A 13,118-nucleotide genomic window follows, 5' to 3' on the forward strand; every position below is an offset into this window, starting at 1 on the left:
GGAAGTTTATTGATGATACCGTCTCTATTTCACTGTAATAACTCCCTCAGATTTAATATGATTTACATATAATGTATTTTCACTATTTTAGCCACCTGATTAAAAGAATCAGAAACAGGTGAACCCTATTTCACCTGAAATCTAAAAAAATGAACATTATTTAGATGAAAAAACAAGACCTGCCTCAAGACGAAAGTAACCTGAAATCCGCCAACATGACTGAAGTTCTGTATGTGACGGATGAGAACGACAACTACACGACAGCAAACAGTACAGGCTGGGACGCCAAGAAAGCTGCTCTGGACGAATCTATGGAACTTATTTACGAGAGAATTGAGGAAGCGAAGCAAAATGTAGCCAACAATATAGCAAGCCCTATTGCTTATTATATGGAACTGAACAAAATGGATCTGGGAGTCCTTGCTTCTTATGTAGGAATGTGGCAATGGAGGGTGAAAAGACATTTTAAACCCAAAGTATTTAAAACACTAAGCGAAAATGCATTGAAAAAATATGCCGATGCATTCGGTATTTCAGTGGATGAATTAAAAAACTTCAACGGAAAATAAATGAAATGGGCAAGAAACAATGCTCGTTTCATTTGACCAATGAAAAGATACAATCAGCAAATGAAATTAAACTTTGAACACCATCAGACTGCGCATTGCGAAAACGGTGTTGCTTCTAATCTACTGCTTAATAAAGGACTTAAACTAAGCGAACCCATGATCTTCGGGATCGGTTCCGGACTGTTTTTTGTCTACCTTCCTTTTTTAAAGGTGAATTTTGCTCCGGGCTTCAGCTATCGTCCGATGCCGGGTGCTATTTTCAGTAAAGCAGCCAAAAGATTAGGAATTAAAATCAAAAGAGAAAAATTCTCAAATCCGCAGGATGCCCAAAAAGCTCTTGAAAGAAATCTGGAACAAAATATTCCTACAGGACTTCAGGTGGGCGTTTTCAACCTTACCTATTTCCCCGAAGAATACAAATTCCACTTCAATGCCCACAACCTTGTGGTGTACGGAAAAGAAGACGGAAAATTCCTGATCAGTGATCCGGTAATGGATTATACCACTTCCCTTTCCGAAGCAGAACTGGAAAAAGTAAGATATGCCAAAGGAGCACTTCCTCCTAAAGGGCATATGTACTACCCTGTTTATGTCCCGGAAAATGTAAATCTTGAAGAAGCCATTAAAAAAGGGATCAAGGATACCTGTAAAAATATGCTGGCACCCGTACCCCTTATTGGCGTAAAAGCTATGAGATGGGTAGCAAAGAGCATCCCGAAATGGGCAGAAAAGAAAGGGACAAAAGTGACCAACCATTATTTGGGACAATTGATCAGGATGCAGGAAGAAATTGGAACCGGAGGCGGAGGCTTCAGATTTATCTATGGTGCATTTCTTCAGGAAGCAGCAGTTATTCTTAAAAACGATGAGCTTAAAGAATTATCAAAAGAAATTACGTCTATTGGTGACCTTTGGAGAGACTTTGCCGTGGATATTGCCCGTGTTTATAAAAACAGAAACTCAAAAAGCAATATCTATAACGAACTTTCAAAAACGATGCTGCACATTGCAGATCTGGAAGAAGCTTTCTATAAAAAACTAAGAAAAGCGATCTGATATGGCAGAAAATATGATTGAGATCAAAAACTTATACAAGAAATACAAAAATTCTGATGAGTTTTCTGTAAATGATATTTCTTTGAGCATCAGCAAAAATGAAATCTATGGAATTCTTGGTCCCAATGGAGCTGGGAAAACTACATTGATTTCCATGCTTTCAGGATTGATAAAACCTACTTCCGGACAATTTACCATCAATGATTTGTCTCCGCAAAAGGATGGTTTCAAAATCAGACAGATTATCGGAATTGTTCCTCAGGAATATGCTTTATACCCAACGCTTACTGCAAAAGAAAACCTGATGTTTTTTGGAAGCCTGTATGGTTTAAAGCATAATGAGCTTAAAAAAGCAATTGACGAATCTCTGGAAATCATGGGACTTTCAAAATTTGCTAACAAGCAGGTAGGACAGTTTTCAGGAGGGATGAAACGCCGCTGCAACCTCATCGCCGGCACTCTTCACAATCCTAAAGTTCTCTTTCTGGATGAACCGACAGTAGGTGTGGATGTTCAGTCCAAAAAAGCAATTATTGACTATCTTTTAGATTTAAACAAACAGGGAACCTGCATTATTTATACTTCCCATCACCTTTCGGAAGCAGAAGAGTTCTGTACAAAAATTGCCATCATCGATCATGGAAAAATTCATGCGGTAGGAACACCGGAAGAACTTGTTTCACAGATTGCCAATGCCGAAAACCTGGAAGACGTTTTCATTTCATTAACCGGAAAAGAATTAAGAGATGTTGTTGTATAAACTGTGGAGAAGTTTCATTAAGGAAATTCTTCTGTTGAAAAGAGATATCGGAGGAATTGTCATCATCTTTGTGATGCCTTTGCTTTTGATTGTAACCATTACCCTTATTCAGGATTCTACCTTTAAAAACCTTGAAGGTTCAAAGATTCCTATTATTTTTATTGATCAGGATAAATCTGAGGTTTCAAAAAATATAAAAGCAGAACTGGAAAACAGCAAAACATTCCAATTGCTGACTAACTTCAATGAAAAATCGGCTCAGGATGCAGTTTTTTCAGGAGATTATCAGATGGCGATTGTCATTCCGGAAAATTTAACGAAAGATTTAAATTCCAATATTGATTCTAAAGTTCAGACCATTGTAAGTTCATTCGGGCTGGAAGGAGATTCTGCAAAAGTAAAAACAGCTGCGCCAAAAGCTAAAGAAATCCATCTGTATTTCGACCCTGCTACCAATGCCGGATTCAAGAACTCTGTGATGAATTCTGTGAATAAAATGGTTTTTGAAATTGAAAATAAAAAGATCTACAAAGCATTTCAGGATCAGCTGGGAACTACGGAAAATCTTGACGAAAATAAAAATCTGATCAGCTTTAAAGAAATTACTCCCAAGAAAGGAGAAATGGACGTGATGCCGAATTCCGTTCAGCATAATGTTCCTGCATGGACACTTTTTGCCATCTTCTTTATTGTAGTCCCTTTATCCATCAACCTGGTAAAAGAAAAAAGCCAGGGCACAAGTGTAAGAGCACGAATAAGCCCTACGCCTTATTTTGTACATATTTTAGGAAAAACATTTACGTATCTTATCATCTGTCTTATTCAGTTTTTACTGATGGTTGCAGTAGGAATTTACCTTTTCCCCTATATGGACCTTCCAGCTTTTGATGTATCCGGAAAAATGTTCCAGCTTGTGACAGTAACACTGTTTGCAGGATTGGCAGCTATTGGATTTGGAGTTTTATTAGGAACTATTGCTGATACACAGGAACAGTCTGCACCATTCGGAGCAACCTCTGTGGTTGTTTTGGCGGCTATTGGAGGAATCTGGGTTCCTGTATTTTTAATGCCGGAATTCATGCAGACCGTAGCCAAATTCTCTCCTATGAACTGGGGACTGAATGCCTATTATGATATTATTTTAAGAAACAGCGGAATTGGCGGAATTGCCAAAGAACTGGTTTTCCTTTTCTTATTCTATATTGCCACTGTAGCTATTTCTATTTTTTACGAAAAAAAACAAAATGCAGTCTAAAGAAAATATATTAACCTGTACTGAAGAAGTAAGAGTACGCTTCAATGAAACAGATCCATTGGGAATTGTCTGGCATGGACATTATATCGTGTATTTTGAAGACGGAAGAGAAGCTTTCGGACGTCTGCACGGTCTTACCTATCTGGATATTCAGAATGCAGGATATGTAACGCCTATCGTAAAAAGTACCTGTGAACATTTTCTTCCTTTAAAATATGGAGAAACATTCAGAATTGTGACAACTTTTATCAATTCTGTTTCTGCCAAACTTATTTACAGATATGAGCTTTTCAATCAGGAAGACCAATTGGTATGCAGTGGAGAAACCATTCAGGTATTTCTGGATAGTAACGGAAGCTTATGCCTGTACAATCCGGAGTTTTTTCAAAACTGGAAAAATAAAATGGGATTATCATGAGTAAGGAAATTTATATCACAGACTACAATTGTGTAACTACGCTAGGTTTCAATGTTGATTCCAACTGGAACGCTCTTTTGGAAGGAAAATCGGGAGTCGCTTTGCATAAAATCATAGGTAATCAGGATGCTTTTTACGCTTCTATGATTGATTCTGATAAACTGAATGAAGAATTCAACAGATTCTTCGACTCCGCTCAGAATGACATTCCTAATTTCACAAGACTGGAAAAGATGCTTCTTTTAAGCTTACAGCCACTTGTTGAAAAAAATACTATATCAGAAGACACCGCTTTCATCCTTTCCACCACAAAAGGAAATATCAGCCTGTTAAAAAATCAGTCCGAATTACCGGAAGGTGTTTATTTATCAAAATTAGCCGAAAAAATTGCTGATTTCTTTGGATTTAAAACCAAACCGATCATTGTTTCCAATGCCTGCGTTTCAGGGGTAATGGCGATTTCTGTTGCTAAAAATATGATTCAGGCAGGAAAATATAAAGATGCTTTTGTGATTGCCGGTGATGAGCTTTCTGAATTTGTTATTTCAGGATTCAACTCATTTCAGGCGATTGGCTCCGGACCTTGCCAACCTTATGATAAAAACAGAGACGGCATCAACATTGGTGAAGCGGCTGCGGCTGCTTATGTCACTTCAGCCCCAACGGGAAACGAAAAATTCAGATTCAAGGTTCTGGGAGACTCTGCTGTCAATGATGCCAATCACATTTCCGGTCCATCAAGAACGGGAGATGGTCTATATGCCAGTATCAAAAATGCCATGACTGAAGCTAAGGTTTCTCCTGAGCAAATTAATTTTATTTCTGCTCATGGAACAGCTACTTTATATAACGATGAAATGGAAGCCATTGCCTTCAACAGAATGGATCTTCAGCATATTCCTCTCAACAGTATGAAAGGATATTACGGACATTGCCTGGGTGCATCCGGGCTTTTGGAAAGCATTATTTCTATGGAAAGTGCTCTTCACAACACTTTGCTTCCCTCAAAGAATTTTGAAGAAATGGGAGTAACCCAGCCTTTGAATATCATCAAAGAAAATCAAACTACAGAAATTAAATATATTCTAAAGACCGCTTCTGGTTTTGGAGGATGTAACGCGGCCGTTGTACTTGAAAAATGTTAAAATTATGCCCTTCAATTCTGAAGGGCATATATATCTTTATTCTCTCCTGGAAAACGAATTATTTCCCAGACCAATCATTGCTGTTATAACCGTTAACACCGATAAACTCTATACTTTCTATTTTCATATTAGAAAAAAATTGGACAAAAGTGTTATTCCATTCTCCATGATATTGCAGTACCATACTTTTAATTTGAGAAGGAATTTCATCCTGAAAGGTAATTGTTATCCAGGGAATTTGAAATTTATTGTCCAATGCGGGCTTATCCATATTAGAATCACAAAAAAACAATCTTAGTTTATAATATTTTATACCAGTATCTGTTTTGCCGCCATACCCTAAATTTACAATACTTACATTTTTACTTAATAATTCATTATAAAATTCAGAGAAATTATGCCCATAAAACTGTGTTTTATTAGCGGCAACAGAATTCAATTTTGGAACAACTCCATTATAAAATGCAATATATTCATTTACAGACGCATGCTGAGCATTGCAGTTATACATTAAAAATATATTTATTACAAATAAACTTTTTAAAAAGATAGATTTCATATTATTTTTTTTAATAATTAAATTATGGACATTTTGATACTTTCACACCATCTTTAATTTTACCACCGCTGTACGGCACTGTTATTTGTGTTACCTCTGCATTTATCTTTTTAAGATTTCCATTCGCATCCGCTTTAGCAATACTAATACCCGCATTAAATTTATCCAAAATATAAGCCATTGCAACAGCCCTACTATCATAATCTTCTCCCGAACTATTTTCAGATGCCCCAGATTGATAATATACGTCGGCCTTATAAAATTCTATTCCCAACATACTTTTTTCTTTAATTGAATGATCTTGAGAATTATAATTTTCATCTTTTGGGTATTGGCTAAGAAATTGCTGAGCCAAAGAAGCATTATTAATGACTAAGGCATAGGTCTCCGCAGTTCCTTCGCCAGAATTGCCATACACAAAACGATATTTAAGGGCAGGGTTACCAGCAAGGGAAGTAATCATATTATATAAATCTCCTCCCGAAGGATTACCTCTATCGCCAGAGTGAGAATGCCCATCACCAATATAGGGACTTGTTAACTGAGCACTGGGAATGGTTCCATTAGAAATATTTTGTTCTACAGGTGGTGTTATTTCATACTCACCATTAGGCTTCTGACCTATCGCTACCGCCCATTCATTAGGAGCCTGAATTTTTCCTTTTAAAGCTACATCCATTTTTTGTTTTACTTCACTATTTTTTAAAATAGTATTGGCACTCGTCATTGAGCTTTCTGCTTTCTTACAAGGATCGTCCATTTCCGGTGGATCCGGGTACTCATAACCATCACCTCCTCCTCCTCCGTCATCCATTCCTATAGGATCAAATGTTTTGGGGGTTGTACCAGGTACCCACTTGCAAATTGTTTCTGACGTTGTATACGGGGTGCAATTAGGGTCTTTATCAGTACATCCTATGGTAATCCATCTGGTACTGCACTGAAAAACGGGTGTGTTTCTTGACGAAGTTGAGGTTTGAGAATCTGTTTTCTCCCCATAATCGGTGATATTGGAAAAGATAACGGCATGGAAAAAATCAATTATTCTTTTGTCATCTTTTTCAAAGAAATAGACTTTATTTCCTTCTCTTACAGCTTCCATCAGCAAAACCACTCTGTTGTCTTTTACTACAGGTACCAAAAGATAACTTTCTCCAAACTGGCCGAAAGTCATGGCATAATCCCAATACAGATCACCATATTTGCTTTTTACGTGTTCCATATTGGCTACTTTCATAAATACCTGATGTACTTTACTGATGTACACTTCGTCTTCCTTCCAGAAACTTTTTGATGAAAATCTGGCTGAAGAATTATAAGAGCGTTGCTGAGCAGAATCTTCTGTAGAGAATTCTTCATTCCGGCAACACCATAAGGTAGACAGAATGGCAAGAAGAAAGCAAAGCTGGAAAATAGTTTTTTTCATAGACATTTGTTTTTTAATGTGTTAAATATAAACTTTTTTATCACATTGATGTGATAACAGATGCAATATTATTTAGAATTTAATATCTGTACAACAACTGTTGGTTATAAAATCAATAACCAACAGTTATCATTTCAAATTATTTTATATTTGTAAAAAATACCTCCATGAGCTTAGGAACCAAACTAAAACAGCTAAGACAAGATAAAAACTGGTCACAGGCTGATGCTGCTTACCGATTAGATATTTCACAACCGCCTTATAACAAATGGGAAACAGATCAGACAAAACCCAATATAGATAAGCTGGGAAAAATTGCAGAGGTTTTTGAAACAGACATCTATGAGTTATTAGAAAATATATCTACTATTAATTTTCCAAATGCAAATTTTGAGGGCACTTCTTATGTTGTTTCTGCTGAATCAACTATCAATATGCAATCGCCTGAACTTATTGAAAGTATTCTAAAAAATCAGGAGCAGATTTCGAAACTCATTGAATCTCAAAATAAATTAATAGAAAGCCTGCTGAAGAAATAATGGAAATACCATTAATGAAGAAAACAAACACCTGCACCATAGAACATTCAAAAATAACCGTTGACGGAAATCTTATTTTTGAAAGCCCTGCCGAAACCTTTCAGGAATTTGCCAAAGAAGCTTATAAAAGTTTAGATCTCAGCTATCCTAAATTTCATAAAATGGATCATTTGAGTAAACTGGCTTTTCTTTCCGCTGAAACCATTCTGAAAGATGATGATCACAACAGAACAGCTATTGTTTTTGCCAACAGATCTTCCAGTCTGGACACAGATTTCAAATATCAGGAAAGTATCAACGATCAGGATAACTTTTATCCGAGTCCTGCCGTTTTTGTCTATACTCTACCCAACATCTGTGTAGGCGAAATCAGCATTAAGCACAAAATGCAGACCGAAAATGCTTTTTTTGTTTTAGATGAATTTGATGAAAATTTTTTAAACGATTATTCTGAACAAATCCTGCTCTCCGGGAAGGCTGATAAAGTATTGTGTGGCTGGGTAGAATTGTATCAGGAAAATTATAAAGCTTTTGTATATTTGCTAACCTTATAAAAATGTAACAATATAACAGTGCAATGATGTAATGATCTTTATGATATGCCGAAGCACTGATAAACCAACTTAATTATGGAAAACTTAAAAACAGAATTGAAACACAAAATTATTGAAGTTCTTAATCTTGAAGACGTATCTGTAGAAGAAATCAAAGATACTGATCCATTGTTCGGAGGAGGATTAGGATTAGATTCTATCGATGCTTTGGAATTGATCGTTCTTTTGGATAAAGACTATGGAATAAAGTTAGCTGATCCTAAAAAAGGAAAAGAGATTTTCCAGTCTATCGATACGATGGCAAAATTCATCGAGGATAACAGAACAAAATAAATACAACAATCTAACAGTATAGCAATGTGACAATTATTGAACAACCATCACATTGCTGCACTGTTTTATGATTTAATACCATGAGTCAAAAAATTGCCATAACGGGAATGGGCATCATTTCCTCCATCGGTAACAATGTGGAGGAAAATTTTATTTCATTACAATCCGGAAAACATGGAATTTCAGATATCGAAATGTTTGAAACCCGTCATACAGGAGCCATTAAAACGGGTGAAATAAAATTATCCAACGAAGAACTTGTAGAAAAACTTCAGCTTGATGAAGACAATAATGTGACAAGAACTTCTTTATTAGGAATGATTGCTGCAAAAGAAGCTGTAGAAAGTGCAGGAATTTCAGATATCAATGGGTACAGAACCGGACTGATCTCTTCTACCAGTGTAGGAGGAATGGATATCACTGAAAAATACTTCTACTCTTACGAAGACTTTCCTGAAAAGCAAAAATATATTGACGCCCATGATGCCGGAAATTCTTCATTGGCTATTGCCGGTTATCTGGGATTAAAAGGCATTGTTTCTACCATCAGTACAGCCTGTTCATCAGCAGCCAATGCCATTATGATGGGCGCTAAACTGATTAAAAACGGAGTTTTGGATCGTGTGATTGTCGGAGGAACAGATTCTCTTTCAAAATTTACTTTGAATGGTTTCAATACGCTGATGATTCTTACAGATTCTTACAATACTCCTTTTGACAACGACAGAAAAGGGCTGAATCTTGGGGAAGCTGCGGCTTTCTTAGTCCTTGAATCTGAAGAAATGGTCAAAAAAGAAAACAAAAAGGTTCTCGCTTATCTTTCCGGATATGGAAATGCTAATGATGCACACCATCAGACTGCATCGTCAGACAACGGACAGGGTGCATTTCTAGCCATGCAGCAAGCCCTGAAAGTCTCCGGATTGGAAAAAGAAAATATAGATTATATCAACGTTCACGGAACGGCTACTCCCAATAACGATTTATCTGAGGGAATTGCCATGATCAGAATTTTCGGTGAAAATCAGGTACCTGAATTCAGCTCTACAAAAGCATTTACAGGACATACTTTAGCTGCTGCTGCAGGAATTGAAGCCGTATTTTCAATTCTAGCCATGCAAAACAGTGTGATTTTCCCGAACCTGAATTTCAAAACAAAAATGGAAGAGTTCGACCTTACTCCTGTTACCGAACTGAAAGAGAAAAACATTGATAATGTACTTTCTAACTCATTTGGATTTGGAGGAAACTGTTCTACCTTAATTTTCTCAAAATCATGAGTGCAGTATACATCAACAGTGCATCCTGTATCTCAGTTCAGGACACTTTAAACGAAAATATTCTTCAGAACCTTACTCCTGGAAATTCTTCAAACATCATTAAAGCGATAGAACCCAATTACAAAGAGTTCATTCCACCAGCCATGATCAGAAGAATGTCCAAAACGGTTAAAATGAGCTCCGTCGCATCACATTATGCATTAAAAGAAGCAGGAATTGAAAAACCTGACGCTATTATTGTAGGAACAGGAATGGGTTGCTCCCAGGACTCTGAAAAGTTTCTGAAAAATGTGATTGATAATCATGAAGAGTTCCTTACACCTACCTTTTTTATCCAGTCTACCCACAACACGGTAGCAGGACAAATCGCACTGGGATTACAATGCCATGCTTACAACTTCACCTATGTAAATACTTCGTCTTCCCTGGAGTTTTCATTATTGGACGCCCAGCTTCAGATCAATGACGGAGAAGCAGAAAATGTTCTGGTAGGTTCTACAGATGAGCAGACGGACAGAACCATGGAACTTTATTGCCTGAATAACACAATCAAAAAAGAACCAGATGTTCCTGCTGATTATTTGAATTCCAATACCAACGGAGTAATCTGGGGTGAAGGAGCCAGCTTTTTTGTTCTGGGAAAAGATAAGACTGAAAACTCCTATGCAAAACTTAAGAATATCCAAATCAGCAATAAGGTTGAATTGAGTGAAGTAAAGAATTTCATCCAGAATTTCTTGGTTCAAAACAATCTTTCCACTCATGATATTGATGGGGTTATTTTAGGATTCAGTGGAGATGCACAATCAGATATGTATTATAAAAAAACAATGGATATCTTTCCGGATTCCGCACAGCTGTACTATAAACATTTAAGTGGAGAATTCAACACGGCAAGCGGATTCTCAACTTTCATAGCCTGTCATATTCTAAAAGAACAGCAGATTCCGGAAATGATGCTGATCAATTCTGTGAAAAAAGAGAACGTGAAAAATATACTTCTTTACAATCATCTGGGAGGTGATGATCATAGTTTGGTGTTACTGGAAAAAGCTTAATGAAAGAGAAGCATTAAAAAAAGTGCTGCTGTCATTCTCACGAAGGAAGAATCTGTGCTTTTATATGATAGATCCTTCATTTCGCTTCGCTACACTCAGAATGACAAAATGGGTATAAATTCAGGAAGTTTAACAATAAAAAGCAATCAGCAATGAAACATTATCCCTTCATCCTGTTCTATCTTTTCTGTAACGTTTTTATCTATGCGTTTCACGGAAGTTTTTGGGTATACCTGTTTTGTTTTTTTGCTTTTTCTGCAATTGTAGTTTGGGGTTCTTTTGATATTGAACTGGGATATTTTGTCAACAGCCTTACTCATAAACGCACCAGAATTAAAGAAGTGGCTCTTACGTTTGATGACGGCCCCACCGAATTTACTCCAAAGTTTTTGGACCTGCTTAAAGAGCATCAGATAAGGGCAACCTTTTTCTGTATCGGGAAACAGATTGATAAATATCCTGAAACATTTCAGAGAATCATTGCAGAAGGGCATACAATTGGTAATCATACCTTATCACATTCTAATTCTACCGGATTTTTATCCACTTCAAAGATGATTGAGGAGATTGAAAAGTGTGATAAAATCATGAAAAATGTGGGAAATATCCAAACCAATCTTTACAGACCACCTTTTGGAGTGACAAATCCCAATATTGCAAAAGCAATCAAAAAGACAAATAAAAAGAGCATCGGGTGGAATGTCCGGTCATTGGATACCATTATTGATGATGAAAATAAAATCTACAGCCGGGTAACCAAAGGACTGAAAAAAGGAAGTATTATCCTCCTTCATGACACTTCGGAAAAGACCTTTCGGGTTCTGACCAATTTATTAGTATTTTTGAAGGATAAAAAATATTCAACCTTTACTGTTGATACAGTGATAAATTCAAATAGAAATGATTAAAAATATTGCTTTCGGAGCATTCTTACTGGTTTCCGGTTTCTTTTTTGCACAAAACACCGCAATGTCAGGAGCTGAAGCCAAAACATTTGTATCGAAGGTTTCTTCAGAAACGAAAGAAATTAAAACGCTGCAGAGTGATTTTACCCAGACCAAAAAAATGGATTTCCTGGATAAAAGCATTGTTACCTATGGGAAAATGTCTTTGCAGACACCCAATATGCTGAGCTGGAAGTATACGAAACCCTATCAGTACAGCATTGTTTTTAAAAGCAATAAAATCTTCATCAATGATCAGGGGAAAAAATCTTCTGTAGATGCAAAGAGCAAAACATTTGAAAAAATCAATAAACTGATTGTGGGAAGCTCAAACGGAACCATGTTCAATGATCCGGAATTTACGGTAACCTATTTTAAGAACGGAAATTACAATGTAGCTAAGTTTATTCCTAAGACTTCGCAGCTGTTGAAATATATCAAGCAGATTGAGCTGTATTTCCCCAAGAACCAATCGACAGTTTCCCAGGTGAATATGACTGAAGCTTCCGGAGATACTACGAATATTGTTTTCAAAAATACAAAGATCAATGCTTCCATTCCTGCGTCAGAGTTTTCTTTATAGTCTGATTCTAATCCTGGTTGTTTCCTGTAAGACGTATCAGTTAACAGAAGCAAAACCTGTCTCTTCTTCTGAAAAGATGGTTGAAAATTTATACTTTTCTTCCACCGAAGATTATGTATACAAATGCCAGATGGACATTTATAAAAACCATGTGAGCGGAATTCTGATCATTAAGAAATTGAATGAAACAACCCATCGTGTTGCTTTAACATCAGATTTTGGAAATAAATTGATTGATTTTGAGGTTTCTGATAAGAATTTTAAACTGAATTATGTACTTCCTGATCTGGATAAAAAAATCGTGATCAATTTCCTGAAGAATGATTTTCAGCAGCTTCTGAAAAAACAATATCCGGTAAGCGAAAGTTTTGAGAATGAAAATGCGAAAATTTATCTTTCTAAAATTGAGAATAAAAGGTATTACTTATTCTTCAGTAAAGAAAACAATTTATTGAAACAGATCATTTACACGAAAAATAACAAGGAAAAAATCAATTTTACTTTTGATGCAAAAAAGCATATCTTCGCGGATAGCTTAAATCTACAGCACAAAGACTTTAAGATCAATATAAAACTAGTTCAAATAACCGAAACAGAATAAGTTCCAACAGGAAAAATTGTACAATATTTGAGTTCTTT

At 36.3% G+C, this 13,118-nt stretch carries 16 protein-coding genes; 14 read left to right on the forward strand and 2 right to left on the reverse strand.

Annotated features, from left to right (window positions below; translation table 11 throughout):
• Window positions 1–164: 164 nt before the first annotated feature.
• The 6 genes from DarG to REB14_RS12510 are packed head-to-tail and all read left to right on the forward strand — an operon-like array spanning window position 165 to window position 5,203.
• Window positions 165–569, forward strand: coding sequence for a flexirubin biosynthesis protein DarG (gene DarG, locus REB14_RS12485; RefSeq protein WP_129040648.1), 405 nt, complete (start codon window positions 165–167; stop codon window positions 567–569).
• Window positions 570–629: 60 nt separating this feature from the next.
• Window positions 630–1,625, forward strand: a complete 996-nt coding sequence (gene darH / locus REB14_RS12490; RefSeq protein ID WP_079244002.1) for a BtrH-related acyltransferase DarH — start codon at window positions 630–632, stop codon at window positions 1,623–1,625.
• 1 nt (window position 1,626) lies between these two features.
• Window positions 1,627–2,385 carry an ABC transporter ATP-binding protein gene (locus REB14_RS12495; protein WP_079243428.1) on the forward strand — a complete coding sequence of 253 codons (759 nt, stop codon included), beginning with the start codon at window positions 1,627–1,629 and terminating at the stop codon, window positions 2,383–2,385.
• Window positions 2,372–3,640, forward strand: coding sequence for an ABC transporter permease (locus REB14_RS12500; protein WP_079243429.1), 1,269 nt, complete (start codon window positions 2,372–2,374; stop codon window positions 3,638–3,640). The genes REB14_RS12495 and REB14_RS12500 overlap by 14 nt, the downstream gene beginning before the upstream one ends.
• Window positions 3,630–4,058: an acyl-CoA thioesterase gene (locus REB14_RS12505; RefSeq protein WP_309522336.1), complete on the forward strand. Its 429-nt coding sequence runs from the start codon at window positions 3,630–3,632 to the stop codon at window positions 4,056–4,058. The genes REB14_RS12500 and REB14_RS12505 overlap by 11 nt, the downstream gene beginning before the upstream one ends.
• Window positions 4,055–5,203 carry a beta-ketoacyl synthase N-terminal-like domain-containing protein gene (locus tag REB14_RS12510; RefSeq protein WP_309522337.1) on the forward strand — a complete coding sequence of 383 codons (1,149 nt, stop codon included), beginning with the start codon at window positions 4,055–4,057 and terminating at the stop codon, window positions 5,201–5,203. The genes REB14_RS12505 and REB14_RS12510 overlap by 4 nt, the downstream gene beginning before the upstream one ends.
• 58 nt (window positions 5,204–5,261) lie before the next feature.
• Here the strand turns inward: REB14_RS12510 and REB14_RS12515 are convergent, their stop codons facing one another.
• Both REB14_RS12515 and REB14_RS12520 read right to left on the reverse strand, forming a co-directional pair.
• Window positions 5,262–5,762 (reverse strand): hypothetical protein, encoded by a 501-nt coding sequence (locus tag REB14_RS12515; RefSeq protein ID WP_156121371.1) that lies wholly within the window; start codon window positions 5,760–5,762, stop codon window positions 5,262–5,264.
• A 22-nt stretch (window positions 5,763–5,784) separates the two neighbouring features.
• A complete protein-coding gene (locus REB14_RS12520; protein ID WP_309522338.1) occupies window positions 5,785–7,188 on the reverse strand; it encodes a hypothetical protein in 1,404 nt (467 codons plus the stop codon).
• A 167-nt stretch (window positions 7,189–7,355) separates the two neighbouring features.
• On the opposite strand from REB14_RS12520, the gene REB14_RS12525 reads away from it, so the two are divergent.
• The 8 genes from REB14_RS12525 to lolB2 all read left to right on the forward strand — a co-directional run bounded on the left by REB14_RS12525 (window position 7,356) and on the right by lolB2 (window position 13,080).
• A complete protein-coding gene (locus tag REB14_RS12525) occupies window positions 7,356–7,727 on the forward strand; it encodes a helix-turn-helix domain-containing protein (protein WP_309522339.1) in 372 nt (123 codons plus the stop codon).
• Between the two features lie 14 nt (window positions 7,728–7,741).
• Window positions 7,742–8,281, forward strand: coding sequence for a 3-oxoacyl-ACP synthase (locus tag REB14_RS12530; protein ID WP_309522340.1), 540 nt, complete (start codon window positions 7,742–7,744; stop codon window positions 8,279–8,281).
• Between the two features lie 75 nt (window positions 8,282–8,356).
• Window positions 8,357–8,614, forward strand: a complete 258-nt coding sequence (locus tag REB14_RS12535) for a phosphopantetheine-binding protein (protein ID WP_034692439.1) — start codon at window positions 8,357–8,359, stop codon at window positions 8,612–8,614.
• Between the two features lie 80 nt (window positions 8,615–8,694).
• Complete coding sequence (locus REB14_RS12540) at window positions 8,695–9,894, forward strand: beta-ketoacyl-[acyl-carrier-protein] synthase family protein (RefSeq protein ID WP_309522341.1); 1,200 nt, start codon at window positions 8,695–8,697, stop codon at window positions 9,892–9,894.
• Entirely contained in the window at window positions 9,891–10,952 is a 1,062-nt protein-coding gene (locus tag REB14_RS12545; RefSeq protein ID WP_309522342.1) for a beta-ketoacyl synthase N-terminal-like domain-containing protein, read from the forward strand. Before REB14_RS12540 ends, REB14_RS12545 begins: the two co-directional genes overlap by 4 nt.
• Before the next feature lie 152 nt (window positions 10,953–11,104).
• Complete coding sequence (locus REB14_RS12550; RefSeq protein ID WP_309522343.1) at window positions 11,105–11,860, forward strand: polysaccharide deacetylase family protein; 756 nt, start codon at window positions 11,105–11,107, stop codon at window positions 11,858–11,860.
• The gene (lolA2, locus tag REB14_RS12555; protein WP_309522344.1) at window positions 11,853–12,479 is read left to right on the forward strand and encodes a flexirubin biosynthesis/transport protein LolA2; all 627 of its coding nucleotides are present in this window, start codon (window positions 11,853–11,855) and stop codon (window positions 12,477–12,479) included. Before REB14_RS12550 ends, lolA2 begins: the two co-directional genes overlap by 8 nt.
• Window positions 12,445–13,080 carry a flexirubin biosynthesis protein LolB2 gene (gene lolB2, locus REB14_RS12560; protein WP_309522345.1) on the forward strand — a complete coding sequence of 212 codons (636 nt, stop codon included), beginning with the start codon at window positions 12,445–12,447 and terminating at the stop codon, window positions 13,078–13,080. The genes lolA2 and lolB2 overlap by 35 nt, the downstream gene beginning before the upstream one ends.
• Window positions 13,081–13,118 lie beyond the last annotated feature (38 nt).

Source organism: Chryseobacterium metallicongregator, assembly GCF_031324065.1.
Taxonomy (GTDB): Bacteria; Bacteroidota; Bacteroidia; order Flavobacteriales; family Weeksellaceae; genus Chryseobacterium; species Chryseobacterium metallicongregator.

Bases quoted from the DNA above. Each gene is read 5' to 3' on its own strand.
- DarG (WP_129040648.1), top strand. From the start codon at position 165: ATGAAAAAACAAGACCTGCCTCAAGACGAAAGTAACCTGAAATCCGCC.
- darH (WP_079244002.1), top strand. From the start codon at position 630: ATGAAATTAAACTTTGAACACCATCAGACTGCGCATTGCGAAAACGGT.
- REB14_RS12495 (WP_079243428.1), top strand. From the start codon at position 1,627: ATGGCAGAAAATATGATTGAGATCAAAAACTTATACAAGAAATACAAA.
- REB14_RS12500 (WP_079243429.1), top strand. From the start codon at position 2,372: ATGTTGTTGTATAAACTGTGGAGAAGTTTCATTAAGGAAATTCTTCTG.
- REB14_RS12505 (WP_309522336.1), top strand. From the start codon at position 3,630: ATGCAGTCTAAAGAAAATATATTAACCTGTACTGAAGAAGTAAGAGTA.
- REB14_RS12510 (WP_309522337.1), top strand. From the start codon at position 4,055: ATGAGTAAGGAAATTTATATCACAGACTACAATTGTGTAACTACGCTA.
- REB14_RS12515 (WP_156121371.1), bottom strand. From the start codon at position 5,762: ATGAAATCTATCTTTTTAAAAAGTTTATTTGTAATAAATATATTTTTA.
- REB14_RS12520 (WP_309522338.1), bottom strand. From the start codon at position 7,188: ATGAAAAAAACTATTTTCCAGCTTTGCTTTCTTCTTGCCATTCTGTCT.
- REB14_RS12525 (WP_309522339.1), top strand. From the start codon at position 7,356: ATGAGCTTAGGAACCAAACTAAAACAGCTAAGACAAGATAAAAACTGG.
- REB14_RS12530 (WP_309522340.1), top strand. From the start codon at position 7,742: ATGAAGAAAACAAACACCTGCACCATAGAACATTCAAAAATAACCGTT.
- REB14_RS12535 (WP_034692439.1), top strand. From the start codon at position 8,357: ATGGAAAACTTAAAAACAGAATTGAAACACAAAATTATTGAAGTTCTT.
- REB14_RS12540 (WP_309522341.1), top strand. From the start codon at position 8,695: ATGAGTCAAAAAATTGCCATAACGGGAATGGGCATCATTTCCTCCATC.
- REB14_RS12545 (WP_309522342.1), top strand. From the start codon at position 9,891: ATGAGTGCAGTATACATCAACAGTGCATCCTGTATCTCAGTTCAGGAC.
- REB14_RS12550 (WP_309522343.1), top strand. From the start codon at position 11,105: ATGAAACATTATCCCTTCATCCTGTTCTATCTTTTCTGTAACGTTTTT.
- lolA2 (WP_309522344.1), top strand. From the start codon at position 11,853: ATGATTAAAAATATTGCTTTCGGAGCATTCTTACTGGTTTCCGGTTTC.
- lolB2 (WP_309522345.1), top strand. From the start codon at position 12,445: ATGCTTCCATTCCTGCGTCAGAGTTTTCTTTATAGTCTGATTCTAATC.